This is a genomic window from Nocardiopsis sp. FIRDI 009 (assembly GCF_003386285.1).
In the GTDB taxonomy this organism is placed as follows: domain Bacteria; phylum Actinomycetota; class Actinomycetes; order Streptosporangiales; family Streptosporangiaceae; genus Nocardiopsis.
Genome location: NZ_QPNC01000017.1, coordinates 20,685 through 45,210, shown reverse-complemented (window position 1 = coordinate 45,210; position 24,526 = coordinate 20,685). Strand labels below are relative to the sequence as shown.

General features: G+C 72.4%; 22 protein-coding genes and 1 pseudogene. 13 read left to right on the top strand and 10 right to left on the bottom strand.

Annotation, left to right across the window (positions count from 1 at the left end; translation table 11 throughout):
• Positions 1-267: 267 nt before the first annotated feature.
• Positions 268-471: pseudogene (locus DVR05_RS27925) on the top strand (hypothetical protein); the annotation flags it as partial.
• A gap of 709 nt (positions 472-1,180) precedes the next feature.
• Entirely contained in the window at positions 1,181-2,149 is a 969-nt protein-coding gene (locus DVR05_RS14905) for a heme o synthase (protein ID WP_116246558.1), read from the top strand.
• Between the two features lie 63 nt (positions 2,150-2,212).
• On the opposite strand, the gene DVR05_RS14900 is transcribed toward DVR05_RS14905, so the two are convergent.
• Together DVR05_RS14900 and DVR05_RS14895 are read right to left on the bottom strand one after the other, a co-directional pair.
• Positions 2,213-3,844 carry an OmpA family protein gene (locus DVR05_RS14900; RefSeq protein ID WP_116246491.1) on the bottom strand — a complete coding sequence of 544 codons (1,632 nt, stop codon included), beginning with the start codon at positions 3,842-3,844 and terminating at the stop codon, positions 2,213-2,215.
• A gap of 223 nt (positions 3,845-4,067) precedes the next feature.
• Complete coding sequence (locus DVR05_RS14895) at positions 4,068-4,484, bottom strand: hypothetical protein (RefSeq protein ID WP_116246490.1); 417 nt, start codon at positions 4,482-4,484, stop codon at positions 4,068-4,070.
• A 156-nt stretch (positions 4,485-4,640) separates the two neighbouring features.
• On the opposite strand from DVR05_RS14895, the gene DVR05_RS14890 reads away from it, so the two are divergent.
• Positions 4,641-5,927, top strand: a complete 1,287-nt coding sequence (locus tag DVR05_RS14890) for a PrsW family intramembrane metalloprotease (protein WP_116246489.1) — start codon at positions 4,641-4,643, stop codon at positions 5,925-5,927.
• Here DVR05_RS14890 and DVR05_RS14885 read toward each other — a convergent pair.
• The 3 genes from DVR05_RS14885 to DVR05_RS14875 form a co-directional block, all read right to left on the bottom strand.
• The gene (locus tag DVR05_RS14885; RefSeq protein WP_116246488.1) at positions 5,863-6,975 is read right to left on the bottom strand and encodes a heme A synthase; all 1,113 of its coding nucleotides are present in this window, start codon (positions 6,973-6,975) and stop codon (positions 5,863-5,865) included. The genes DVR05_RS14890 and DVR05_RS14885 overlap by 65 nt on opposite strands.
• 146 nt (positions 6,976-7,121) lie before the next feature.
• A complete protein-coding gene (locus DVR05_RS14880) occupies positions 7,122-8,054 on the bottom strand; it encodes a DMT family transporter (protein ID WP_116246487.1) in 933 nt (310 codons plus the stop codon).
• Positions 8,055-8,060: 6 nt separating this feature from the next.
• Positions 8,061-8,435 carry a hypothetical protein gene (locus DVR05_RS14875; RefSeq protein WP_116246486.1) on the bottom strand — a complete coding sequence of 125 codons (375 nt, stop codon included), beginning with the start codon at positions 8,433-8,435 and terminating at the stop codon, positions 8,061-8,063.
• Between the two features lie 136 nt (positions 8,436-8,571).
• Here DVR05_RS14875 and DVR05_RS14870 point away from each other — a divergent pair, with 136 nt between their 5' ends.
• Positions 8,572-9,261: an RICIN domain-containing protein gene (locus tag DVR05_RS14870; protein WP_116246485.1), complete on the top strand. Its 690-nt coding sequence runs from the start codon at positions 8,572-8,574 to the stop codon at positions 9,259-9,261.
• Positions 9,262-9,266: 5 nt separating this feature from the next.
• Here DVR05_RS14870 and DVR05_RS14865 read toward each other — a convergent pair whose 3' ends face one another.
• Entirely contained in the window at positions 9,267-10,100 is an 834-nt protein-coding gene (locus tag DVR05_RS14865; protein WP_116246484.1) for an ABC transporter permease, read from the bottom strand.
• Positions 10,100-11,041 (bottom strand): ABC transporter ATP-binding protein, encoded by a 942-nt coding sequence (locus tag DVR05_RS14860; protein ID WP_116246483.1) that lies wholly within the window; start codon positions 11,039-11,041, stop codon positions 10,100-10,102. The genes DVR05_RS14865 and DVR05_RS14860 overlap by 1 nt, the downstream gene beginning before the upstream one ends.
• Positions 11,042-11,350: 309 nt before the next feature.
• Between DVR05_RS14860 and DVR05_RS14855 the strand changes: the two genes are divergently transcribed.
• Genes DVR05_RS14855 through DVR05_RS14820 form a run of 8 tightly spaced genes read left to right on the top strand, consistent with a single transcriptional unit; the run spans position 11,351 to position 17,997 of the window.
• Positions 11,351-12,127 (top strand): metalloregulator ArsR/SmtB family transcription factor, encoded by a 777-nt coding sequence (locus DVR05_RS14855; protein WP_116246482.1) that lies wholly within the window; start codon positions 11,351-11,353, stop codon positions 12,125-12,127.
• A gap of 19 nt (positions 12,128-12,146) precedes the next feature.
• A complete protein-coding gene (sufB, locus tag DVR05_RS14850) occupies positions 12,147-13,559 on the top strand; it encodes a Fe-S cluster assembly protein SufB (RefSeq protein ID WP_116246481.1) in 1,413 nt (470 codons plus the stop codon).
• A gap of 1 nt (position 13,560) precedes the next feature.
• Positions 13,561-14,721 (top strand): Fe-S cluster assembly protein SufD, encoded by a 1,161-nt coding sequence (gene sufD / locus DVR05_RS14845; protein WP_116246480.1) that lies wholly within the window; start codon positions 13,561-13,563, stop codon positions 14,719-14,721.
• Positions 14,714-15,049 carry a non-heme iron oxygenase ferredoxin subunit gene (locus DVR05_RS14840; protein ID WP_116246479.1) on the top strand — a complete coding sequence of 112 codons (336 nt, stop codon included), beginning with the start codon at positions 14,714-14,716 and terminating at the stop codon, positions 15,047-15,049. Before sufD ends, DVR05_RS14840 begins: the two co-directional genes overlap by 8 nt.
• An 8-nt stretch (positions 15,050-15,057) precedes the next feature.
• Positions 15,058-15,819, top strand: coding sequence for a Fe-S cluster assembly ATPase SufC (sufC, locus tag DVR05_RS14835; RefSeq protein WP_116246478.1), 762 nt, complete (start codon positions 15,058-15,060; stop codon positions 15,817-15,819).
• A gap of 2 nt (positions 15,820-15,821) precedes the next feature.
• Positions 15,822-17,120 (top strand): cysteine desulfurase, encoded by a 1,299-nt coding sequence (locus tag DVR05_RS14830; protein WP_116246477.1) that lies wholly within the window; start codon positions 15,822-15,824, stop codon positions 17,118-17,120.
• A 23-nt stretch (positions 17,121-17,143) separates the two neighbouring features.
• Positions 17,144-17,620, top strand: coding sequence for a Fe-S cluster assembly sulfur transfer protein SufU (sufU, locus tag DVR05_RS14825; RefSeq protein ID WP_116246476.1), 477 nt, complete (start codon positions 17,144-17,146; stop codon positions 17,618-17,620).
• Positions 17,617-17,997: a metal-sulfur cluster assembly factor gene (locus DVR05_RS14820; RefSeq protein ID WP_116246475.1), complete on the top strand. Its 381-nt coding sequence runs from the start codon at positions 17,617-17,619 to the stop codon at positions 17,995-17,997. Before sufU ends, DVR05_RS14820 begins: the two co-directional genes overlap by 4 nt.
• A gap of 159 nt (positions 17,998-18,156) precedes the next feature.
• On the opposite strand, the gene DVR05_RS14815 is transcribed toward DVR05_RS14820, so the two are convergent.
• Complete coding sequence (locus DVR05_RS14815; protein WP_369974541.1) at positions 18,157-19,008, bottom strand: DMT family transporter; 852 nt, start codon at positions 19,006-19,008, stop codon at positions 18,157-18,159.
• Positions 19,009-19,048: 40 nt separating this feature from the next.
• On the opposite strand from DVR05_RS14815, the gene DVR05_RS14810 reads away from it, so the two are divergent.
• A complete protein-coding gene (locus tag DVR05_RS14810; protein WP_116246473.1) occupies positions 19,049-20,479 on the top strand; it encodes a PLP-dependent aminotransferase family protein in 1,431 nt (476 codons plus the stop codon).
• A gap of 40 nt (positions 20,480-20,519) precedes the next feature.
• Here DVR05_RS14810 and DVR05_RS14805 read toward each other — a convergent pair whose 3' ends face one another.
• Both DVR05_RS14805 and DVR05_RS14800 read right to left on the bottom strand, forming a co-directional pair.
• Positions 20,520-21,266, bottom strand: coding sequence for a DUF2470 domain-containing protein (locus DVR05_RS14805; protein ID WP_369974540.1), 747 nt, complete (start codon positions 21,264-21,266; stop codon positions 20,520-20,522).
• Between the two features lie 531 nt (positions 21,267-21,797).
• Complete coding sequence (locus DVR05_RS14800; protein ID WP_116246472.1) at positions 21,798-24,095, bottom strand: hypothetical protein; 2,298 nt, start codon at positions 24,093-24,095, stop codon at positions 21,798-21,800.
• Positions 24,096-24,526: the final 431 nt, after the last annotated feature.

Sequence of the window (24,526 nt, the reverse complement as noted above, 5' to 3'; positions counted from 1 at the left end):
CGGTCGCCGGAACCGCGGTCGGTGCCCGGCGCGGCCCGCCGGGAGGCGGGGCCGAGGACCTGGCGGGGTGGATCACCCTGGGTGGTGCCGTGGGGCGGCGGTGCCCCCGGCCGCGAGGTCACCCAGTGCAACCATCGCGACGGTCGAGGGAATCCCGACAGGTACGGCCAACTGTGAGCCTATCGTCCGCGCCTGGGTGAGGCGCTACCCGACACCGTCCATCGCGGACCGGCGAGTCCAACGGCCCGGTGCGGCCCCCTCGACGGTGTGTTCCGTCTCTCGGGGGAACGGGGCGCCCGCGCCCCGACCCCGGGGCGCGGCAGACGGCGTCGTAGTCGACCAGGACGGCGCCGGGCGCCGCCCGGCACCGTCCGGCAGTCGGGCGTCCGGGAACGGGTCGCCGACGCCGGGCTCGTCCGCGTGGGCGCGCCCGCTGAGGAGTTCGACGTCAGTCCGGTGACCGTCCACCGCGACCTGGACGCGCTCCAGCCGCACGGGTGGCTGCGCAAGGTCCGCGGCGGTGCGACACCCCAGACCTCGGCCGTGTTCCACGGCGACCTCGAACAGCGCGGGGCGGCCATGACCGAGGCGGAGAACCGGCTGGGAGCGGCCGTGCCCAGGCTCGTCCCACCCGGGCGGTCGGTGATGCCGGACGGGGCGCCACGGCCTTGTACGTGGCCAGGCGGTTGCCGCAGCGGGCGCCGCCGACGGTCATCATCGACGTCCTGTCGGCCCTCAAGGCGCTGGCCGGGGTGCCGGGCGTCGACGACGGCGTCCCCCGCGTCGAGCTGCACCGTGTCCGCGACCGGAGCGTCGACGTCCACCTGGTGCCGTGTCGGGCGAGGGAACCGGCCCATGCCTGGCTCCGAGCGGCGCGTGGCACGCTGGCGGCGTGCGCGGGCGTGTGCGACCCTGCTTACACCCGCTGGACCCCCGCCGCCCGGTACCGCGTGGACCTGGGGCTTTCCGTTGCCCGGGGGCTCGTCCCCAGGGTTCGCGAGGAAGTACTACAGTATGTCGTTGACGGGGTTTCCGCCGATCCAGACGCTTTGTCGGTCCGTTCGACCCCGCATGGCGAGCAGTGTCGAGACCCTTAGACTTGTCGAGGTATCCGCGTGTCCGAAACCGAGCCGGTACCCCCGTTGGGGACGCCAGCGAGCCGACCGGGGGCGCGGTGCTGATGGCCCTCGCCGACCGTTCCCCGCACACCGGCGCCGCCGACACCGCCGCTCCCCAGGCCCCCCGCAGGGCCTCCTTCGGCGATCACGTGCGCGCCTACGTCGCCCTCTCCAAACCCCGCGTGATCGAGCTGTTGCTCATCACCACCATCCCCGTGATGTTCGTCGCGGCCGGAGGCATCCCGCCGCTGTGGACCGCGGTGGCGACCCTGCTGTTCGGCACCATGTCGGCGGCCAGCGCGAACGCGATGAACTGCTACATCGACCGCGACATCGACCGTGAGATGCGCCGAACCCGCCAGCGTCCGGGGGCGATGGACCTGGTCACCCCGCGCGGAGCCCTCACCTACGGGCTGGTGCTCGCCGTGGGCTCCACCGTGGGCTTCGCCGTTCTCGTCAACTGGCTCTCCGCCGCACTCTCGGTCTTCGCGATCCTGTTCTACATCTTCGTCTACACGATGCTGCTCAAGCGGCGCACCGCGCAGAACGTCGTGTGGGGCGGTATCGCCGGGTGCATGCCGGTCCTCATCGGCTGGGCGGCCGTCACCAACGGACTGTCGTGGGCCCCGTTCGTGCTCTTCCTCGTGGTGTTCTTCTGGACGCCCCCGCACACGTGGGCGCTGGCCATGCGCTACCGCGAGGACTACGCGGCGGCCAAGGTCCCGATGCTGCCCGTGGTGGCGAGCGACCGCCGGGTGCTCCTGGAGTGCGTGCTCTACAGCTGGGCCACCGTGGTCGTGTCGCTGATCTTCTGGCCGGTGGCGGGCACCACCTGGTTCTACGGTGTGGTCGCGCTGGTGCTGGGCGCGCTGCTGGTGGGTCAGGCGCACCGCCTGCTGAGCCGTTCGATGGCCGGGGTGACCGGGGCCAGGCTCAAGACGATGGGCTTCTTCCACCTGTCCAACGCCTACCTGGCGCTCCTGTTCGTGGCGGTCACCGTCGACCCGCTGATCGCGAACCTGCTGGGCTGAGGCCCCTCCGGCCCACGTGTGGCGGCGTCCCGCACGGGGCGCCGCCACACGCGTTCTGCGGGGCTACCCGACCGGGACGCCGGAGAACTCACCGAACGGCCCGGCGTCCAGGTCGACCTCGGTGACCTCCTCGGCGGGAGCGGGGAAGTAGACGAACAGCCGCCGGCTCTCCCCACCGGCGGGGAAGGGGTCGGACTCGCGCAGCGCCACGAACGGTGCGCCGCCGTCCTCCGCGGCGCGTGCCGCTCCGACGCGGACCCCGCGCAGGTTCTCCTCGTCGCCGGGCACGGACACCGACAGCCGTGTGAAGTCGCCGCCGGGGTGCTCGGGTGCGGCGAGCGGGGAGACGACGGGCGGGACCGATCCGTCGTCGCCGTCGTGGACGAGTTCGAAGACCCCCACCAGGTAGGCGCCGTCCCGGTACATGGGGTACACGTCCAGGTCGTATCCGGCGCTGTCACTGAGGAACTCCGTGCTGCCGGTGGCCACGACCGCGCCGTCGTCGGGGCGGAACGGGGCCGGGGGAGCGGCGCCGTCGGCCGGGGCCGCGGAGACGGTGGCGTCGGTCCCCTCCGAGGACTCCGGTCCCGCGGGCTCCCGCTCCTCCTCGGGAAGGAGCCGGTAGGAGATCTCGACCCGCCGGTTGGCGGCCCGGTCCTCCTCGATGTCCTCGCCGCCCTCCTCGACCAGGGGTTCGGTGGCGCCCCGGCCCTCGGTCTCGTACTCGTAGTCGGCGCCGAGCTCCTCGGCGAGGAACGCGCGGACCGACGCGGCGCGGCGCTCCGAGAGGTCCTGGTTGTAGGCGTCGCCCCCCTGCCCGTCGGTGTGCCCGACGATGCTGATCGGTGGCCGTGAGGGGTCGGCCTGGGCGCGGGTCTCCTCGGCGACCTCGTTCAGGGTGGCGCGGGCCGCCCCGGTCAGCTCGGCCTCGTCCAGGTCGAAGAGGACGTCGGCGCGCAGGGCCACCACGGCCTCGTCGTCGCCCCGGCTGTCGGTCCGGTCGGGCCGGTCGGTGACCGTGTACAGGTCGTTGACGCGGTCCTGGGGGTCTCCGGCGATCCCGGTGTCGCGCAGTTCCATGCGGACGGTGTCGCCCGGTTCGATGTCGGCGTGGTCGGCGCTGTCCGAGGGCGGCTCGGCGGGGGGCCCGCCGTCGACCACGGGGATGCCGGTGAACTCCCCGGCGGTGCTGGCCGAGTGCACCGACACGCGTTCCACCCCGTCGGGGATCGGCGGGAAGTGGACCTCGATCTCGTAGTCCGCGCCGGGGACCCACGCGTTGGGCATGGGGCTGCCGATGGTGGCGTCGTCGGCGTTCAGGAGCGGGGCGTAGTGCGCTCCGTTGACCGGGTCGATGAGGTCGAAGGCCCAGTCGCGGCCGGTCAGCCCGCGGCCGAACGCGTACATCTGGAAGATGTGGGACTCGCCGGTCCCGCCGGTCGGGGTCATGGTGAAGCGCAGGACGCTCCGGTCCTCCCACCGTTCGACGTGCCGCACCGCGACGCGGGCGGGAAAGTCGTGCGCGCCGAAGAGCCCCTCCCGTACGTAGGGGCCCTCGCCGTAGTCGACCGTGTCCTCCGGTGGTGGTGCGCAGCAGACCGGCTCGGGGCCGGCCCCGAAGAGTGTGCATCCGGTCGCCAGCACCAGGGCGCAGCCCACCGCGACGGCCGTCCCCAGGGGGCGGGAAACGTTCATGTCGGCTCTCCAGCTCGTCCTTCGCGCCCGCCGGGTTCGGGCGGACACCAGCTCTGATGGCAACACCTGGAGGCTGGTTCCGTCTATGTGGTTGTCAATAGGCAACACATTGTTGGAGTACGTGTCCGGTCGGCGGCGCCGGGAGCGGGCACGCCGTAGGGCCGCGGCCGGAACGCGGTCCGCGTCGGTCCACCCTCCTCGGACGCGACCCGCGTCCGCGCCGTCAGGCCCCGACCGGCGTCCGCCGGAGCCCGGGCGACCAGGACAGGACGGCGGCCCAGACCACCAGACCGGTCAGGACCATCGCCGCGGGCACGTGGGCCTGGAGCGGGCCGTAGGTGCCCAGGGCCGCCTGGACGAAGCCCAGGACGAAGGCGACCAGGCTCACCGCCAGCGCCGTTCTGGGCGCCCGCGGGGCGCGGCCGGTACCCGACCACACCCACCACGCGGCCAGGACCTGGGCGCCCGCGGCCACATGGACCCCGAAGGCGCCGTAGTAGTGCAGGGGCAGGGCGTCGGTGTTGAAGGTCACCAGCTGACCCGCGGTGGCGCCCTCCCACAGCACGGCGGCCAGGTGCAGGAGCACCGCGGCCCGCAGTGCCCACAGGGCGGTCGGAGGGGGAGCGGAGGTCGTGTTCATCGCGGGCCTTCCAGTCGGAGCGCGGACGGACGGTTCTGCGAGGGGAGGAGTCGGAACACCACGATCTTCCCGCATTTCGCGGCCCCGCGGGAGAGCGGCGACGACGTCTGTGGACGACGACGCGCCCGGCCCCGGATCCGGATACGATCGGTGCCCATGCCCCGTCTCGACAGCAAGGCCATCCTCCAGGGCCGACGCTCCCGCCACTCGCTCACCCTCATCGTGGGCATCACGGTCAGTGTGGTGTGCCTGATCGGCATGCTCGTGTACCTGTGGCTGCTGGCCATGGCGGGCGGCGCGGCCGCCGGCATCGACGGCGCGGTGGGCTTCGTCGTCAGCCTGGTCGCCGCGGTCATCCCGGTCACCGTCCTGGTGCCCCTCATCCTCATGCTGGACCGGTTCGAGCCCGAACCCGGATGGGTGATGTTCTTCGCCTTCGTCTGGGGCGCGGGCGTCGCCGTGGTGGTGTCGCTCCTGCTCAACACCTGGGGCATGAACAACCTCACCGTCCCGCTGTACGGTCGGGACCTGGGCGACTACCTCGCCACCTCGGTGGTGGCGCCCGTGGTCGAGGAGAGCGCCAAGGGCGCCGTGCTGCTCATCCTCCTGTGGCGCCGCCGCCACGAGATCGACACCTTCACCGACGGCGTGATCTACGGCGCGATGGTCGCCACCGGCTTCGCCTTCACCGAGAACGTCCTGTACTTCCTCAGCGCGTTCTTCGACGACACCCTCGTGGCCACCTTCGCCATCCGCGGGCTCGTCGCCCCCTTCGGGCACCCCATCTACACCGCGATGATCGGTGTCGGCGTCGCCTACGCGGCCATGAACACGGGCCTGGTCCGCCTGTTCGCGCCCGTCGCCGGGTGGGGGCTGGCGGTCGTCCTGCACGGTATGTGGAACGCCTCCACCCGCTACGGCTGGCTGGGACTCGGCGCCGCCTACCTCGTGCTCTTCTTCGTGCTGCTCTGCCTCCTGGCCACGGCGGTGCGCGACCGGCACGCCCAGATCAGCGCCATCGCCCACCACCTGCCCCGGTACGTCCCCACCGGGTTGGTGACGCCGGCCGACATCACCATGCTCAGCAGCATGGGCGGGCGGCGTCAGGCCCGCGAGTGGGCGGCGCGCAACGCGGGCCGACGCGGGCGCGCGGCGATGAAGGAGTACCAACTGGCCGCGACCGAGCTCGCGCTCCTGCACAAGAAACTGGACGCCGGCCTGTCACGCGACGACTGGAAGCTCCGCAGGGACTCGTTCCTGGCGCTCATGCACGTGGCGCGCGACACCTTCCTGGGGCGGCTGCCCCAGCCGGTGGCCCCCGGCTGGGCGGAGAACCCGACGGACTCCGGTTTCCTCCGCAGGTCGGACTTCGCGCACGTCATCGCCCAGGCGCGGGCTCAACAGGACTACGTTCCCCGTCACGGTCAGCGTCCGGGCCGGTGAGCCCCTCGCCGGCCGGGACGAGCCGCGTGGTGGAGAAGTACAGGCGGCAGATCGCGATCCAGGTCAGGGTCGAACCGAGGACGTGCAGCACCACCAGGCCCTCGGGCAGGGCGAGCGCGTACTGCGTGTAGCCCAGGATCCCCTGGAGGAACACCACCACGACCAGGGTGACGGCGCTGATCCTGACCGGACGCCGCGCACCGTCGCGGACCGCGACGACGGCGGCCAGGACCGCGGCGGCCAGGGTCAGCCAGGCCAGGGCGGAGTGCACCCGGGTGACCGCGCTCAGGACCAGGTCCCAGCGCGGGGCCTGGGCGTCGCCGCCGTGCGGGCCGGTGCCGGTGACGACGGTCCCGGCGACCAGCAGCAGGAACCCGATCACCACCAGGGCGACGCTCAGCGCGTGCAGCATCGGGCCGACCGACACCCGGGGGGTCCCCTCGGGTTCCTGGCAGCGCACGTACAGTGCCACGGCCAGGAAGGTCACCGCCATGGACAGCAGGAAGTGCGTGGCGACCGAGGCCGGGTGCAGGTCGGTCCAGACGGTGATGCCGCCGACGACCCCCTGACCGAGTACGCCGAACGGGATGATCACGGCCAACCGGGTCAGGTCACGGCGGCGGGGCCGGGACCGCAGGACGGCCAGCAGGGTGATGAGGCCGACCGCGAGTACGAGGAACGTGAGCGTGCGGTTGCCGAACTCGATCGCCGCGTTGAGTGCCGCGTGCTCGGTCTCGACCGGCACGAAGCTGTCGGGCGTGCACCGCGGCCACTCCGAGCAGCCGAGCCCGGAGGAGGTGACGCGCACGGTGGCGCCGGTGACGGCGATCCCGGCGTTGACCACGACGTTGCCCAGCGCCCAGGCGCGCAGCGACCGCGGGGTCGGTGTCCAGATGGTGCGGGCCAGCAGGACGAGCACCAGGACCCCGGTGACGGCGAAGGCGATCTGCCAGGCCCACAGTGGGGCGCCGAGGATCTCGATGGCCTCCGTCGCGAGCGTGGGGAGCGGTGGCGGGGCCGTGGTCGCGGTGGCCGGGAGCGCAAGCATACGACAGAGCGTAGTACATGGCCCCGGCTTCCGACGCCCGCCCCCGCCGAGGGACGCGACCTGCGTCGACGGCCCTCACCCGGGTCGGTTCGAGGTTCGGGGCCGTCCGGCCCCGACGGTGCTCCCGAGGTGTCGCGTGGCGGGTCTCACTCGTTCCGGCGCGGTGGTGTGGGGGAGGGGTCGACCTCCCGTTCGCCCCCGTCCCGCCGGGCCGAGGTACGGGTCGCCCCGGCGCTGGCCACGATGACGCAGACGACCGCGAGCCACTGCCACACGGTGAGCAGCTCGCCCAGCAGTACGAGACCCACCAGCGCGGCGGCGGCCGGTTGCAGGCTCATCAGGACGCCGAACACGCGCGGTGGCATCCTGCGCAGGGCGGTGAGCTCCAGCGAGTAGGGCACCACGGACGACAGGACGCCGACGGCCAGGCCGAACAGGAGCAGGCGCCAGTCCAGCAGGGCCGCGCCTCCCTGGGCCACGCCCACGGGCGCCAGGAGCACGACGCCGACGACACTGGCGATCGCCAGTCCCGACGCGCCGCTGAACCGCTGGCCCGTCGCCGCGCTCAGCAGGATGTAGCCCGCCCACGCCGTGGCGGCCAGCACGGCGAACACGATGCCCCACGGGTCCATGGACCCCGACTCCAGGCCGAGCGCGACCACGCCCAGCCCGGCCAGCGCCGCCCACAGCAGGTCGATGCGGCGGCGGGAGCCGAGGATCGCGATGGTCAGCGGCCCCAGGTACTCGATGGTCACCGCGATCCCCAGCGGGATCCGGGCGAAGGCCTGGTAGATGAAGAAGTTCATCATCGCCAGGGCCACGCCGTAGCCGACGACCACCGTCCAGTCGGTGCGGCCGCGTCCGCGCAGGGCGGGCCGCGCCACGAGGACGAGGAGGACCGCCGAGGTGAGCAGCCGCAGCCAGACCACGGCCGCGGGGGGAAGCGCCTCGAACAGGTTCTTGGCCACCCCCGCACCGATCTGCACGGAGGAGATGCTGACCAGGACCAACCAGACCGGCGGCACGGACGCCATCGCGGAACGTGGGGAGAGGCCCGTACGGCCCGACGAGGAACTCATGGTCGGTCATCCTATGTTTTCGGGGTCCCGCCGGTCGACGGTCGACCCCTTCCCGTCCCCGGGCCCGCCGCCCCCCGGGCCGCGTTCCGGCGCGGCCAGGGCGACGAGCAGCAGTGACCAGGCCACGACCACCAGGCCCGGCTGGAGGAGCGTCATGACCAGCCCGTACACCGTCCGCTCGGCCTGGTCGGCGAGGGTCTGCGCGCCGATCCACAGGTACGGCAGCGCCGCCGCGGCCAGGTTGGTCGCCAGCGCGGCCCAGGCCAGGCCGCGCCGCGGCGGGCGCCGCCACAGCAGGAGGGCTCCGCCCGCGACGAGCAGGAACAGGGGCGGCCCGAGGTGGCGGACGGCGACGAACCAGGGAACTCCGATGACCTCCATAGCGGCCGACACTATCGGGAACCGCGCGAGGGGTGCGCCGAACGGCCAACATGCGTGAACCGGTGCATGTGGTGTGAAATAGTCCGGGGTCGTCGCCGAGACGGCCCGTCCACCCGCCGCCTTGGAGCACCCACGTATGTCCCCTCGAACCGACACCCCGCCCGAACGACACCTCCCCCGCTGGCCGATCACGGTCGGCGCGGCGGCGTTCGTCCTGGTCGTCGTCATCGCCGGATACACCGGCGGTCTCCTGTTCACCGGAGGGGAGCCGACGGAGGAACCGGAGATGACCGTGGCCTCCGGCATCCTCGTCGAGCCCCCGGGCGCCCCGGAGGCCGAGCCCTCCGCCGAACCGAGCGAGGAGCCCTCCGCCGAACCCACCCACCCGGCGGGCCTGGACCCCGAGACCGTCTACGTGCTGCAGAACGTCCACGGCGGCCGTGTCATGGACGTGGCCCAGGCGGCCACCGGCAACGGGGCCCCCGTACACCTGTGGGACCGTCACGACGGCGACAACCAGCAGTGGCGTTTCGTTCCCGTGGAGGGCGGGTTCTACGAGATCGAGGCGATCGGAGCCAACAAGCTCCTGGAGATCCCCACCGGGCCAGACGCGGGTCCCGGAGCGTCCCTGCTCACCCGGACGGGGCAGCCCAACCAGCAGTGGTCCCTGGTCGAGGTGGGGGCCGGGGTGGTCCGCATCGTCAACCGCGCGACCGGGCAGGCCCTGGAGGGCCAGGGCGGGGCGCCGGACAACGGCACGCTGGTCACCCAGGCCGCCGACGGGGGCCACGCCCATCAGCAGTGGCGGCTGCTCCCCCTCGGGTGAACCCCTCACTCCCAGCGGAACAGGCGGCTCGCCAGCAGGGCGCCCACCGCGCTCCACACGGCCAGCACCGTGAAGGCGGCGGCGTCGGGCGGGGAGCCGCCGACCAGCACCGCCCGCAGTCCGGAGGTGAGGGCGGTGATCGGCAGGACCGAGACCGCCTGCTCCACCGGCCCGGGGAAGCTGCTGGTCGGGAAGAGCACGCCGCCCAGCCCCAGCATGAGCACGTAGACCAGGTTGGCCCCGGCCAGCGTGGCCTCCGCGCGCAGGGTGCCCGCCATCAGCAGCGCCAGCGAGCTGAACGCGGCCGTGGCCAGCAGCAGCAGGACCAGCACCGCCACCGCGCCGACCGGGTCCAGCGACGGCGACCAGCCCAGCAGCAGGCCCACCGCGCACAACACCGTGACCTGGATCGCCTGCACGCCGAGCACGGCCAGGGTCTTGGCGGCCAGCAGCCCGAAGCGTGACAGCGGGGTCGCGCCCAGCCGTTTGAGCACCCCGTAGCGCCGCTCGAAGCCCGTTCCGATGGCCAGGCCGGTGAACGACGTCGACATGACCGCCAGCGCCAGCACACCGGGCGTGAGCGCGTCGACGCGCTCCCCCCCGCCCACGTCCAGGACGGAGGTGAGGCTGAACCCCACGAGCAGCAGCACCGGGATGACCATGGTCAGCAGGAACTGCTCGCCGTGGCGCAGCATGATCCGCAGTTCCATCCCCGCCTGGGCGGCGACCATCCGCCAGGCCGGGGCGGCCCCCGGATCGGGACGGAACAGGTCGGCGTCGCTGTCGGCGGAGCGGCCGACGGGGTCGGCCGTGGGGGTGCTGGAGGTGTGCTCGGTCATCAGTCGCGCAGTTCCCGGCCGGTGAGTTCGAGGAAGACGTCTTCGAGGGTACGCCGCCGAACCCGCAGGTCCTCGGCGAGGATCCCGGCCGAGGCGCACCAGGCGGTGACCGTGGCCAGGAACTCCGGACCCAGGGCGTCCGGGTCGTCGGTGGTGACCACGTACTCCTGACCGCCGCCCACGGCGGTCGCCGAACCGACCCGGCTGCCCTCGGGCAGGGCGGCCCGCAGCGCCTCGGCGTCCAGCGGACGGGCCGCGCGGAAACGCACCTCGCGCCGGTCGCCGGTCAGTTCGCGGGGGCTTCCCTCGGCGACCACGCGGCCCCGGTCGACGACGATCACGTGGTCGGCCAACCGCTCGGCCTCGTCCATGTGGTGGGTGGTGAGGATCACCGCGACCCCGGCCGTCCGCAGGGAGACCACGAGGTCCCAGGTGGCCATACGCGCCTGCGGGTCGAGCCCGGCGGTCGGCTCGTCGAGGAAGACCAGTTCGGGGCGGCCGACCACGGCGCAGGCCAGGGAGAGGCGCTGCTGCTGGCCTCCGGAGAGGCGGCGGAACGGGGTGGCGGCGGCCGAGGTCAGCCCGAGGCGCTCCAGGAGGAGGCCGGGGTCGATCGGCCGGGCGTGGAAGGAGGCCATCAGCCGCAGCCACTCGCCCGCGCGGGCGCCGGTGGGAACGCCCCCCGCCTGGGGCATCACGCCGACCCGGGGCTTGAGGGCGGCGGCGTCGGCGACCGGGTCCATGCCCAGTACGCGCACCCGCCCGCCGTCGGCGCGGCGGAACCCCTCGCAGATCTCGATGGTGCTCGTCTTGCCCGCGCCGTTGGGGCCGAGCAGCGCCGTGACCGCGCCCCTGCGCGCGGTGAACGTGAGGTCGGTGACTGCGGTGGTGGTGCCGTAGCGCTTGACCAGGTCGACGACCTCGACCGCGGCTGTGTCCATGGGCCATGAGTCTACGTGCGGCCCGGCGGGGTGGGTCACCGGCCCGGCACGGCGGGTCCGCGCGCCGCGGCGGGACGGATCTCCAGGGTGTCCACATCGCGGCTCGGTGTCTCACGATGTGGGAAGCGGGGGTGCTGCGGCGCCGGTCGGCGTCGTGACGCGCCGACGGCGGCCGCGTGAATTCGCTGTTAGGCAAGGCTGACCTTCGTGACGAAGGGCATGAATGCGGGTTTGCCTACGCGGACTTATTTAGGCCACACTGATGTTGTCTAAAACACGAGCGGCGTCCGGAGAAGGGAGGGGAACGCTGTGCCCAACGCGTCCAGTCTGCCCCGCCCGATGTCCGGTCCCGACCGCGGGGGCGAGAACGGCACCCGCGCGCGGGTGGCGCGGCTCATCCTCGAACAGGGTCCGATCACCGCCTCCTCCCTGGGGGAACGGCTCGGACTCACCCCGGCGGCCATCCGCCGTCACCTCGACAACCTGACCAGCGAGGGCATGGTCGAGGCCCGTGACGCACGACCCGTCGGCGGACGTCGGCGCAGGGGTCGCCCGGCACGCGTCTTCGCCATCACCGAGGCCGGGCGGGACGCCTTCGTGCACGCCTACGACGACCTCGCCTCCAGTGCGCTCCGCTTCCTGGCGGAGACCGCCGGCCCCGAGGCCGTCGGCGAGTTCGCCCGGCGTCAGGTCGCCGACCTGGAGAGGCGCTACAAGCCGCAGCTCGACGCGGTTCCTCCCGAACAACGCGTCCGGCTCCTGGCCGAGGCCCTGTCCAACGACGGTTACGCCGCCACCGCGGGCCGGGCGCCCGCACCCGGGGGCGGCGACCAACTGTGCCAGCACCACTGCCCCGTCGCCCACGTCGCCGCCGAGTTCCCGCAGCTCTGCGAGGCCGAGGTCGAGGCCTTCTCGCGGCTTCTGGGCACCCCGGTGCGCCGGCTGGCCACCATCGCCCACGGCGACGGTGTGTGCACCACGCACGTCACCCCCCGGGGGGACGTGGCGTACGGGGACGACGGCATCCCCGCGACCAGCGCCGTCCGCCAGGGGGCGGGCGGCTCGGAACACCACAAGGACGTCTGAGTCCAGGAGGAGTCCGCGCATGACGTCTATCGCGCACCCCGAGCTCGAAGGGCTCGGCAACTACGAGTACGGCTGGGCCGACTCCGACGAGGCCGGGTCGAAGGCCCGTCGCGGTCTCAACGAAGAGGTCGTTCGCGACATCTCCGCCAAGAAGGACGAGCCGGAGTGGATGACCAAGCTCCGCCTCAAGTCCCTGCGTCTCTTCGACAAGAAGCCCATGCCCAACTGGGGCGCGGACCTGTCCGGGATCGACTTCGACAAGATCAAGTACTTCGTGCGGTCCACGGAGAAGCAGGCGGCCTCCTGGGAGGACCTGCCCGAGGACATCAAGAACACCTACGACAAGCTGGGCATCCCCGAGGCCGAGAAGCAGCGCCTCGTCGCCGGCGTCGCCGCGCAGTACGAGTCCGAGGTCGTCTACCACCAGATCCGTGAGGACCTGGAGGAGCAGGGTGTCATCTTCCTGGACACCGACACCGCCCTCAGGGAGCACCCGGAGATCTTCGAGGAGTACTTCGGCTCGGTGATCCCGCCCGGCGACAACAAGTTCGCCGCGCTCAACACCGCCGTGTGGAGCGGCGGGTCCTTCATCTACGTGCCCAAGAACGTGCACGTGGAGATCCCGCTCCAGGCCTACTTCCGGATCAACACCGAGAACATGGGCCAGTTCGAGCGGACGCTGATCATCGTCGACGAGGGCGCCTACGTCCACTACGTCGAGGGCTGCACCGCGCCGATCTACAAGTCGGACTCGCTGCACTCCGCGGTCGTGGAGATCATCGTCAAGAAGAACGCGCGCTGCCGCTACACGACCATCCAGAACTGGTCGAACAACGTCTTCAACCTGGTCACCAAGCGCGCCGTCGCCGAAGAGGGCGCCACCATGGAGTGGATCGACGGCAACATCGGCTCCCAGGTCACCATGAAGTACCCGGCCGTCTACCTCATGGGCGAGCACGCCAAGGGCGAGACCCTGTCGATCGCCTTCGCCGGTGAGGGGCAGCACCAGGACACCGGTTCCAAGATGGTGCACTGCGCGCCCAACACCTCCTCCACCATCATCTCCAAGTCGGTGGCACGCGGCGGGGGCCGCGCCTCCTACCGGGGCCTGGTGCAGGTACAGGAGGGCGCCGACCACGCCAAGTCCTCCGTCAAGTGCGACGCGCTGCTGATCGACACCATCAGCCGCTCGGACACCTACCCCTACAACGATCTGCGCGAGGACGACGCCGAGCTCGCGCACGAGGCGACCGTCTCCAAGGTCAGCGAGGACCAGCTGTTCTACCTCATGAGCCGGGGGTTGGACGAGGACGAGGCCATGGCCATGATCGTGCGCGGGTTCGTCGAGCCCATCGCGCGCGAGCTGCCCATGGAGTACGCGCTGGAACTGAACCGGCTGATCGAGCTTCAGATGGAAGGAGCGGTTGGTTAAGTTGACCAGCCCGAGCATCGAACCCAAGGCCCACAGTCACGGTCTCGGGGACATCCCGTTCTCCAAGTTGGCCACCCACGGGTCCTTCGACGTGAACGACTTCCCCGTCCCCAGCGGCCGCGAGGAGGAGTGGCGCTTCACCCCGATCCGCCGCCTCAGGGGCCTGCACGACGGCAGCGCCGTCGCCGACGGCGCCGACAAGCTCGACGTCGACGCCCCCGAGGGCGTCACGGTCGAGCGCGTCGGCCGTGACGACCCCCGCATCGGCAAGGCCGGCCGCCCCGCGGACCGCGTGGTCGCCCAGGCCCACACCTCCTTCGAGGAGGCCACGGTCGTCACCGTCGCCCAGGGCAGGGCCCTGGAGCGGCACGTGACCATCAACCGCGAGGCCCAGGGCGGGACCCGCTTCAACCAGTACGTCATCGACGTCAAGCCGCTGGCCGAGGCGGTCGTCGTCCTCAACCAGACCGGTACCGGTGTGCGCGCGGGCAGCGTGGACATCCACGTCGGCGAGGGCGCCCGCCTCACGCTGGTCAGCCTCCAGGACTGGGACGGCGACGCGGTCGACGTCACGCAGCACAACGCCCAGGTCGCCAAGGACGCCACGTTCAAGTCGATCGTCGTCACGCTCGGCGGTGACCTGGTCCGGCTCTCCCCGAAGGTGGCCTACACCGGGCGCGGCGGCAACGCCGAGCTGCACGGCCTGTACTTCACCGGCGACGGCCAGCACCACGAGCACCGCTCGCTGATCGACCACAACCTCTCCTACACCCGCTCCCGTGTGGAGTACAAGGGCGCGCTCAGCGGCAAGGACGCGCACGGTGTCTGGATCGGTGACGTGATCATCGGCGAGGGCACCACCGGCACGGACTCCTACGAGCACAACCGCAACCTCCAGCTCACCGACGACACCCGCGTGGACTCGGTGCCCAACCTGGAGATCTTCACCGGTGAGGTGGAGGGCGCCGGGCACGCCGCCGCCAGCGGCCGCCTCGACGACATCCACCTGTTCTACCTGCGCTCGCGCGGTATCCCGGAGGACGAGGCACGCCGCCTGGTCATCCGCGGCTACTTCCTGGAGCTCATCAACCGGATCCCGGTCGAGGAGCTGCGCGACGAGATCATGGCCAAGGTCGAGCGGAAGCTGGCGGTCCATGAGTGAGACCAGGCAGTGGGTGAAGGTCGCCGAGCTCTCCGAGATCCCCGATGAGGGGGCCCTGGGGATCGAGTTCGACGACCAGACCCCCCTGGCGCTGGTCCGTTCCGAGGGTGAGGTCTTCGCGGTGCGGGACGTGTGCTCGCACGCCGAGGTCCGCCTGTCGGAGGGCGAGGTCGAGGACGGCGCCATCGAGTGCTGGCTGCACGGTTCCTGCTTCGACCTGCGCTCGGGGGCGCCGATCAACCCGCCCGCCACCCAGCCGGTTCCCACCTACGACGTGAAGATCGACGGCGACGACGTGTTCGTGTCGCTGGATGAGAAGAATTCCTGAGGCTTGATATGACGAAGTTCGAAATCCGCGGTCTGCGCGCCGACGTCCTGATCGGAGAGGACGAGCGGCAGGAGATCCTCAAGGGCGTTGACCTGACGATCAACTCCGGTGAGACGCACGCCATCATGGGCCCCAACGGCTCGGGCAAGTCCACCCTCGCCTACGCGATCGCGGGTCACCCCCGCTACGAGATCACCGAGGGCGAGGTCCTCGTCGACGGCGAGAACATCCTGGAGATGAGCGTCGACGAGCGCGCCCGCGCCGGTGTGTTCCTGGCCATGCAGTACCCGGTCGAGGTCCCGGGCGTGTCCATGTCCAACTTCCTGCGCAGCTCCGTCACCGCGGTGCGCGGCGAGGCCCCCAAGCTCCGCCAGTTCTCCAAGGAGCTCCAGGGCGCGATGAAGGACCTGGCCATCGACCCGACCTTCGCCGCCCGCGGCGTCAACGAGGGCTTCTCCGGCGGTGAGAAGAAGCGTCACGAGATCCTCCAGCTGGAGCTGCTCAAGCCGAAGGTCGCCATCCTCGACGAGACCGACTCCGGCCTCGACGTCGACGCGCTCAAGGTCGTGTCCGAGGGCGTCAACCGCGCCAAGGCCGGCGGCGAGATGGGCGTCATGCTCATCACGCACTACACCCGCATCCTCAACTACGTGAAGCCGGACTTCGTCCACGTCTTCGCCAACGGCCGCGTCGCCGAGTCCGGTGGTCCGGAGCTGGCCGACACGCTCGAGGCCGAGGGCTACGAGCGGTTCGTGAAGGCGGGCGCGTAACCGTGACCCTCCGCGAGTTCGGTCGGCCCGAGACGGGCCCGCTCGACACCCAGGCGATCCGGAAGGACTTCGAGATCCTCTCCCGGACCGTCCGCGACGAGCGCCCCATGGTGTACCTCGACTCAGGGGCGACCTCCCAGAAGCCGAGACGGGTACTGGACGCCGAACGCGAGTTCTACGAGCGCCACAACGCGGCCGTGCACCGCGGCGCCCACCAGCTCGCGGAGGAGGCGACCGACGCCTACGAGGCCGCCCGGGAGACCATCGCCCGGTTCATCGGCGCGTCCGCCGGCGAGGTGGTGTTCACCAAGAACGCCACCGAGGCGATCAACCTCGTCGCCTACGCGATGAGCAACGCCGCCACGGCCGACGACGGGCTCCGCCGATTCCAGGTGGGGCCCGGGGACGAGATCGTCGTCACCGAGATGGAGCACCACGCCAACCTGGTGCCCTGGCAGCAGCTGTGTCAGCGCACCGGCGCGACGCTGCGGTGGTTCCCGGTCACCGGGGAGGGGCGCCTCGACCTGTCCGATCTGGACGACCTGGTCAACGAGCGCACCCGCCTGGTGGCCTTCACCCACCAGTCCAACGTGCTGGGGACGGTCAACCCGGTGGCGCCCATCGTCGCCCGCGCCCGCGAGGTCGGCGCGCTGGTGCTGCTGGACGCCTGCCAGTCGGTCCCGCACATGCCGGTGGACGTCGCCGAGCTGGACGTGGACTTCCTGGCCTTCTCCGGGCACAAGATGCTCGGCCCCAACGGGATCGGCGTCCTGTGGGCCCGGAGGGAGCTGTTGGAGGCCATGCCGCCGTTCATCACCGGCGGCTCCATGATCGGCGTGGTGCACATGGAGTACTCCACCTGGGCCGAGCCGCCGCAGCGGTTCGAGGCCGGGGTGCCCATGGCGCCGCAGGCGGTCGGTCTGGCCGCGGCCTGTGACTACCTCAGCGAGGTGGGCATGGATCGGGTGGCCGAGCACGAGCACCGGCTCACGGCGTACGCGCTGGAGCGGGTGGGCGCCGTCGAGGGCGTGCGGATCGTCGGCCCCACCGAGGCCGTGGACCGCGGGGGCGCGGTGTCGTTCGTCGTGGACGGCATTCACCCCCACGACCTGGGCCAGGTCCTGGACGACCGGGGTGTGGAGGTGCGGGTGGGCCACCACTGCGCCTGGCCGCTGCACCGCAAGCTCGGCATCCCCGCGACCACGCGCGCGTCGTTCTACCTCTACAACACCCTGGAGGACGTGGACGCGCTCGTGTCGGCGATCCAGGACGCGCAGCGGTTCTTCGGAACCCGGCCCTGAAGCGAGCGAGGAACAGCCTGACCATGCAGTTGGACGCGATGTACCAGGAGATCATCCTGGACCACTACCGCAACCCCCACCACAAGGGGTTGCGGGACCCGCACAACGCGGAGGCGCACCACATCAACCCCACGTGCGGGGACGAGGTGACGCTCCGGGTGGCGCTGGCCCCGGCGGACCGGGCGGCCCTCGACGAGGAGGCGATCGTCGAGGACGTCTCCTACGAGGGAATGGGCTGCTCGATCAGCCAGGCCAGCACCTCGGTGCTGACCGACCTGCTGATCGGGCGTACGGTCGCCGAGGGTATGCGTACCCTGGAGGCCTTCACGGAGCTGATGCAGTCCAAGGGCCAGGGTGAGCCCGACGAGGACGTGCTGGAGGACGCGGTGGCGTTCGCCGGCGTGTCGAAGTACCCCGCGCGGGTCAAGTGTGCCCTGCTGGGGTGGATGGCCTGGAAGGACGCTGTGGCGAAGTCCCTGGAGAAGGAAGGCGCCCGATGAGCGAGAACGAGACGGCGAAGGCCGGGACCGACGGGGCCGCCGAGTCGGCCGCCCCCCTGTCCCCGGAGGCCGAGCAGCTGGTCGAGGAGATCAGCGAGGCGCTCAAGGACGTGATCGACCCCGAGCTGGGCGTCAACGTCGTGGACCTCGGTCTGCTGTACGGGGTGAACGCCGACGACGACGTCATCACCCTGGACATGACCCTGACCAGCGCGGCCTGCCCGCTGACCGACGTGATCGAGGACCAGGCCACCAGCGCCCTGGACGAGTTCGAGCGCGAGGTCCGCATCAACTGGGTCTGGATGCCGCCGTGGGGTCCGGACAAGATCACCGACGACGGCCGGGACCAGCTGCGCATGCTGGGCTTCAACGTCTGAGGGACGTCCCGGGACGTTCCGTGTGAGACACCGCGCCGCAGGTGTCCGTTGAGGGGGAGCCGCCGCTCCCGCGCAGCGGTTCCCGGCCGGTGGTGGACGACGGGCGGGCCGGAATCCCTCGGGGTTCCGGCCCGCTTCTCTTTCTTTCGTCCCCCGCGCCTACCGTGCGCGCTGGGTGACCAGGATGCAGGTCAGGACCGCCGCGGCGGTGAGCGGGGCGGCGGGGGTGATCCGCTCACCCATCAGCAGCGCCGCCCACACCAGGGTGAGCAGGGGCTGGGCGAGCTGGAGCTGGCTGGCCCTGGCCACCCCGATGCGCGCCATCCCGCCGTACCAGAGCACGAAGCCGCCGAGCTGGCTCACGGTCGCGAGGAAGAGCAGGGCGGTCAGCGCCGTCGGCGTGGGATGTGCGGGCTCCAGTGCCAGGGCGAGCGCCGACGCGGGAACGGCGATCGGCAGTGAGAACACCAGCGCCCAGGAGATGACCTGCCAGCCGGGGATCCCGGCGGCGAGCCGTCCGCCCTCGGCGTAGCCGGCGGCGCCGCCCACGAGCGCGCCGAGCACGAGCAGGTCCCCGACCCCGGGGACGCCCCCGCTGCGCAGGAACGTGAACACGACGACCGCGGCGGTCCCGACCCCCGCGGCCCCCCAGAACACGGGGGAGTGGCGCGCTCCCGTGCGTACGGTCGCGTAGGCGGCGGTGGCGAGGGGCAGGGCGCCGACGATGACCGCCGCGTTCCCCGTGGAGGTGGTCTGGAGGGCGAGCGTGGTCAGAAGAGGGAAGAGTACCGCGCACCCCAGGGCCACGATCGCGATCGGCGCCCACTGTCGGCGGTCGGGTAGCGGTACCCGGGCGACGCGCAGCACCACGACGGCCACCAACCCGGCCAGGGCGCCACGAAGGGCCGTCACGCTCCACGGGCCGAAACCGTCCATCGCCCAGACTGTGGCGGGAAAGGTGAAGGAAAACGTCAGTACGCCCAGGGCGGCCAGCGAGGTTCCGGTGCGCACCGCTACCGGTTTCGTGGCGATAGCGCTATTCTGTATTCTCATGAATGAGAGTAGCAGTGTCGAGGCGCTCGCCGCATCGCTGCGTCGTGACTTCGAGCGCTACCAGACCGGGGAGAAACTGCCGTCCAGCCGCGCCCTGATGGAGCGGTACGGCGTGGGCCCCGGAACCGTCTCGCGCGCCGTCGCCCGGCTCGCGGCCGAGGGGCTGCTCGTCACCCGCCCCGGCGCCGGAGCCTTCCGGGCGCGACGCCCGGACCCGGTCCGCCGGGGAGGGGACACCTCGTGGCAGGAGGTCGCGCTCAGCGCGGAGAGCGGCGCCTCCGTGCCCCGTACGGTCGACGACACCGGGGTCCTGGCGACGCTCTCCGCGCCGCCTCCGGGGGCGATCTCCTTCCACGGCGGGTACCCGCACCCCTCCCTGCGCCCCGACCGGGCGCTGGCCTCCGTCCTGGCGGGCGCCGCGCGCCGCCCGGGTGCGTGGGGGCAGCCGCCGGTCGAGGGGATCGAGGAGCTGCGCGGGTGGTTCGCCCGCGAGATCACCGGCCCCGCCGGACCGCTGGACGCCTCGCACGTGCTGATCACGGCGGGAGGGCAGAGCGCGCTCACCACCGCGCTGCGCGCCCTCGCGCCGCCCGGCGGATCCGTCCTGGTGGAGTCGCCCACCTATCCGGGGCTCCTCGCCGTGGCGCGCGCCTCCGGGATGCGCCCGGTGCCCGTGCCCGTGGACGCCGACGGGCTGCGCACCGAACTGCTGGAGGGGGCCTTCCGCGCCACCGGGGCGCGCGTGCTGGTCTGCCAGCCGCTCTTCCAGAACCCCACCGGGGCCGTGCTCGCGTCCGAACGCAGGTCGCAGGTCCTGCGCATCGCGCGGGAGGCGGGCGCCTTCGTCGTCGAGGACGACTTCGCCCGGCGCCTGGCCCACGCCGACTCCGGGCCCCTGCCGCCGCCGCTGGCGGCCGATGACGAACACGGCACCGTCGTCCACGTCTGTTCGCTGACCAAGGCCGTCTCGCCGAGTCTGCGGGTGGGCGCCCTGGCCGCCCGTGGGCCGGTGCTGGGCCGTCTGCGCGCCATCCAGGTGGTCGACAGCTTCTTCGTGCCGCGTCCCCTCCAGGAGGCGACGCTGGAACTGGTCGGTTCCCCCGCCTGGCGCCGTCACCTGCGTGCGCTCGCGGCGGGCCTGACCGAACGCCGCACCGCGATGAGCGCCGCCCTGCTGAGGGAGCTTCCGGGGCTGGAGCAGCCGGTCTCCCGCTTGGGCGGTTACCACCTGTGGCTGTCCCTGCCGGAGGGGACGGACGAGGCGGGGGCCGTCACGGAGGCGCTGCGGGCGGGGGTGGCCGTGGCTCCGGGACGCGCCTACTTCCCGGCCGAACCGACCGGCCCGCACCTGCGGCTGAGCTTCGCGGCGACGGCGGGCGCGCAGGAGATCGACGAGGGGGTGCGGCTGCTCGCCGGGGTGCTGGGCTGAGCGAGCGGCGCCCCGGCGTGTCCGGTTGCGCCGGGCCGCCTCAGTGGCGGTGGTCGATCCCGGCCAGGAGATGGACCTCGTGGGCGACGTCGTGCGGGGTCCGCGCCGGTCGGCGGAACGGGATGCGTACGTCGTGGTCGCCGTCGGCGGACTCCAACCGCAGCAGCAGTCCGAAGCGGTCCACGCCCAGCGGGCGGGGGCGGCCGGCCGGCAGCGGGACGCCGCAGCGGTCCAGCAGGGCGTGCAGCACGTCGGGGTGGTCCCGTTCCAGGTGGCGCAGCCACGGACCCTCCCATCGGCCGAACGGGTCGGCGTGGGCGCGGCCGAGCTCGCCGGGGTGCAGCAGGTGGCAGCCGTCCTGTGCGGAGTACACCACCAGATACGGGACCAGGACGACCAGGGCGTGTCCGTGGCCCAGGTCCAGGAGGCGCTCGTCCGGGTCCCTGGTCAGCACGTCCAGCGCGCGCTCGCGCGCCTCGTCGGGCTCCGGGACGCTCAGGGCGCCGCTGATCCACAGCAGCGAGCGCGTGGGGTCGCGCAGGTCCAGCGGGGCGGTGTCGACGAACTCGACGGTCGCCTCCAGCGAGTCCGCGCCGACCTCGTCCAGGATCGGATGGTCGTCGGGGACCAGCAGCGTGATCTCGTCTCCGGGGCCGGTGTGGCAGACGGGGGCGGTCAGGTCCAGCGTCAGTTCGGAGGTCGTCACGGTCGCGGGGTTGGGCCGGGCCAGGACCGAACGCGCCCGTTCGGCGGGGGACGGCTCCAGGGCGCGGTGGGGTGCACGCACGAGGATCACCTCAACTCTCTTAGGTAAGGCTAACCTACATGATTTTCCGTTTCCTGGGCCAGCCCGGATGCCGCGAACACATGAGGGTCCCGGGGCACGCGTGGGTCCTGCCGGTCGCCGCGACACCCCGTCCGCAGGGGCGCCGCGGACGACCCCGGGATCCGAGGCCGCTCGGTCGACGGAGGACGCGCGCTCACTCCGGGGCGGCGCCCTCGCCCGCGGCTCAGGGCACGAGGAAACGGCCGGGAAGCACGCCGCGTCCTCGGCGCCGACCGCCGAACCGGCGAGCGACGGCGTGACGGTGCCGCGGTCCCGGGAAGGACACGCGGGCGACACCGCCCCCCACGACCTGTCGCGGTCCGGAGTCCCGGTCGACGCGGGCGGAGCCGTGGCGGGTGCGTCCGTCAGGGCGGCGAAGGCGGGAGCGATCTTCGGGTCGGCGCCGGTGCGGGGCACCCCACCGGACGTCTGCGGTCGGGTGCCCCGCCGGGCTGCTCACGACGGCCCACCGGCCGCACGCGCGGCGGACGGTCAGCGGGCGGCGAAGAGCCCGGAGCGCAGTTCCCCGGCGATGTCGGCGTCCCCGCGCTGCTCCAACCGGTCGATGAGCGACTGCGGGTCCGCCAGGGAGGCGTCGTCGTCGCTGATCCGGCGGGCCAGGATCCGCAGCGAGTCCTCGGTGGAGGCGTGCGCCGTGTAGCCGCTCAGGTGCAGGGCCCGCGCGGCGGGGGCGAAACCGCTCAGGTCGGCGGCCGGGAGCTTGCGCGCGTCGAGCCGGTCCCCGGAGACGGTGATGAACACCCGGTCGCCCGGCTGGGCGGCCTGGCGGCGCAGCAGCGGCCGCAGCGAGTCGAACGCGGGCTGGTCGCGCCACACCAACACGAGCAGGTCCGCACCGGGGGCGGTCAGGCACAGCAGCCGCCCCGGCTGGAGGCCCAGGTGCGTCGCGTAGGCCGCCGGGACGGCCACGGGCGCGCCGTTGAGGTGGTCGGCCGTGATGTCGACCCGGTGCCACCAGCGCCCGTCCGGGGCGCGGAAGCAGCGTGCGGCCATGGCGGGGTCGCCCGAGGCCGCGTGGTCGCCCGCCGCGGGAGGGGGGACGGTCGGGACCGGACCGGAGGGCGCGGGATCGGGGGTCGCGGCCACCGGGGGGCGGTCGTGCGTCGGCCTGTACGGGGGCAGGTCCGGGGCGGGGGCGGCCGGGGCCTCCTCGTGCGCGGGGCCGTCGGGGCGGCGCCGGATCGGCAGCCCGTTCTCGGTCCGTGCCCCCGAGGCGCCCGGGACGCCGGTCGGGTTGGCGGGCGCCTCCATCGGCACCGACGGGTCGACGTACACGTACCCGTCCTTGAGGCTCACCCCCGGTGTGCTCAGCAGCCAGGCCCGCAGTTCCTGCTGGCGGATGCCGATCCGTCCCAGGCGGATCCCCGCCTCGGTCAGGCTCGGTCCGTCGCCCAGCAGCTCGCGGGTCTGCCAGCGCAGCCGGCTGGGGTCGTCGGCGATCAGCCAGCCGTTGTGCATCCGCCGGTCGGTGAACAGGGTGATGACCACCCGCCACAGGGGTGTGTGCAGCGTGGGCACGTTCACCGGGTGGTCGGGGTGGGCGTTGATCAGCCGATCGATGGTGGTCGCCGACCCCAGCTGCTCGGACAGCTCACGCAGGTGTTTGGTGATCGGTGCGCCCTCGGACGAGTTGAGCCACCGCAGCAGGCGTTCCTCGACCCTGCGCTGGGCCGCGCGGATCTCCGTGACGTCCACCGCGATCTGCTCCGAGAGCACCCGGATGCTGATGGGGTCGGTGGCGAAGAGCCGCTCGGCGGCCACCGTGCGTTCCAGGTCGGGCCAGGAGCGGAACATGCCGTCGACCAGGTCCACCAGCGGGTGCTCGCCGAGGGCGGGGGCGGGGGGCTCCTCCGCGGGTTCGGAGCGCATCGCCTTGGGCGGACCGAAGGAGGGGCGGCGCAGGGTACGGCCGGGACCCAGCAGGGAACTGCGGAACTGCGACCGCAGGTCCCCGACCCCCTCCGCGACCACGGGTTCGGTGGCCGCGGCCTCGGCGCCCCGGGCGCCGCCGGGGATCATCGCGGCGGAGCTGACCATGCCGGTGGGCGCGGTGCCGCGGCCGACCGCGGCGGTCCCGGCCTCGCCGCTCCCTGGCTGTTCCTCGGCGCGTTGGGCGCGCAGCGCCCTGAGGGTGCGGATGGCGCGGGTCGCCGGGGTCTGCGGAGGTGCCGGGTCGAGTCCGGCACCCTCGGAGACCTCCGACCCGTCGGCCACGCCGGTGGCGGCGGTGAGGTACTCCAACGCGTTGCGTACGTGTTCGGGGGCCGAGTCCGGCAGCCAGTGGGAGACGGTGCGGACGGCCTCCAGCATCAGCGCGGGGGAGGGGGTGGGGCCGCCGGGCAGTTCGCAGCAGGGCTGGAGGGCCCGCCAGGCGACCGTGCTGACGATGTCGAGGACGCCGCACCCGGGGACCGGCCACTCACGGATCTCCTGGGGGGTGGCGGAGATGAGGTGGTCCCAGTCGCCGACCGTGGCGGTGACCGCACCGCGCACCGGTTCGGCCAGGTCGGAGCAGTCCACTCTCTGGGTGCGCAGACTGGGCAGAAACTCGCCGAGCGGGACGTGGCTCCACTGCTCGGTGGCCAGCCGGGCGATGCTGTGGGCGAGCCAGGGCGGGCCGGCGATGTCCAGCACCCGGGCCACCGGCAACGAGTGCCACCAGCCGTCGATGAGCCGGTCGTGGTGGAGCAGGGGTGCCACGTCCGGCGAACGCGACCACCGCAGGGCGGGGGCGAGGTCGACGAGGCAGATCGGGGAGACGGCGTTCATCCGCTGGGGACCTCGACCTCCTGGTGACTGCACGTGAATTGGGGAGGAACCGCACGGGCCTTCGGTTCGATGCACCACAGTACGCGCCCTTCACCCAGTGGGGGCCGGACCGGCGGGTACCGGTCGGTTGTGCCGTGAGTGGGCACGGCGTGCCGGGGGACAGGGGCGCCGTGAGTACTTGTCGCAAGATCGTACGTGGCCGGGAGCCACATGGGTACCCCCGAGGCGTCCCGGGCTCGGTTGATGTGACTGTGATCTGCTCGTGCGGCGACGGTGACAAGGGCCATCGGAGACGAAGCACCCGCTGTGTATGTGATCTACCCCATATGGTGCTGATGGTGCGAACGGCCTTGCCGGGGCGGGGGACCCGACACGTGTTCGCACGCCGCGGCGGGTGTGTCCGGCGCGCCCCGAACCCTTCCCGTACCCGC

Excerpts from the sequence above, each read along its gene's own strand:
- sufB (WP_116246481.1), top strand. The coding sequence starts at position 12,147 with ATGACGTCTATCGCGCACCCCGAGCTCGAAGGGCTCGGCAACTACGAG.
- DVR05_RS14840 (WP_116246479.1), top strand. The coding sequence starts at position 14,714 with ATGAGTGAGACCAGGCAGTGGGTGAAGGTCGCCGAGCTCTCCGAGATC.
- DVR05_RS14860 (WP_116246483.1), bottom strand. The coding sequence starts at position 11,041 with ATGGACACAGCCGCGGTCGAGGTCGTCGACCTGGTCAAGCGCTACGGC.
- DVR05_RS14905 (WP_116246558.1), top strand. The coding sequence starts at position 1,181 with ATGGCCCTCGCCGACCGTTCCCCGCACACCGGCGCCGCCGACACCGCC.
- DVR05_RS14900 (WP_116246491.1), bottom strand. The coding sequence starts at position 3,844 with ATGAACGTTTCCCGCCCCCTGGGGACGGCCGTCGCGGTGGGCTGCGCC.
- DVR05_RS14870 (WP_116246485.1), top strand. The coding sequence starts at position 8,572 with ATGTCCCCTCGAACCGACACCCCGCCCGAACGACACCTCCCCCGCTGG.
- DVR05_RS14890 (WP_116246489.1), top strand. The coding sequence starts at position 4,641 with ATGCCCCGTCTCGACAGCAAGGCCATCCTCCAGGGCCGACGCTCCCGC.
- DVR05_RS14885 (WP_116246488.1), bottom strand. The coding sequence starts at position 6,975 with ATGCTTGCGCTCCCGGCCACCGCGACCACGGCCCCGCCACCGCTCCCC.
- DVR05_RS14865 (WP_116246484.1), bottom strand. The coding sequence starts at position 10,100 with ATGACCGAGCACACCTCCAGCACCCCCACGGCCGACCCCGTCGGCCGC.
- sufU (WP_116246476.1), top strand. The coding sequence starts at position 17,144 with ATGCAGTTGGACGCGATGTACCAGGAGATCATCCTGGACCACTACCGC.
- DVR05_RS14880 (WP_116246487.1), bottom strand. The coding sequence starts at position 8,054 with ATGAGTTCCTCGTCGGGCCGTACGGGCCTCTCCCCACGTTCCGCGATG.
- DVR05_RS14800 (WP_116246472.1), bottom strand. The coding sequence starts at position 24,095 with ATGAACGCCGTCTCCCCGATCTGCCTCGTCGACCTCGCCCCCGCCCTG.
- DVR05_RS14875 (WP_116246486.1), bottom strand. The coding sequence starts at position 8,435 with ATGGAGGTCATCGGAGTTCCCTGGTTCGTCGCCGTCCGCCACCTCGGG.
- DVR05_RS14820 (WP_116246475.1), top strand. The coding sequence starts at position 17,617 with ATGAGCGAGAACGAGACGGCGAAGGCCGGGACCGACGGGGCCGCCGAG.
- sufC (WP_116246478.1), top strand. The coding sequence starts at position 15,058 with ATGACGAAGTTCGAAATCCGCGGTCTGCGCGCCGACGTCCTGATCGGA.
- DVR05_RS14895 (WP_116246490.1), bottom strand. The coding sequence starts at position 4,484 with ATGAACACGACCTCCGCTCCCCCTCCGACCGCCCTGTGGGCACTGCGG.
- DVR05_RS14810 (WP_116246473.1), top strand. The coding sequence starts at position 19,049 with ATGAATGAGAGTAGCAGTGTCGAGGCGCTCGCCGCATCGCTGCGTCGT.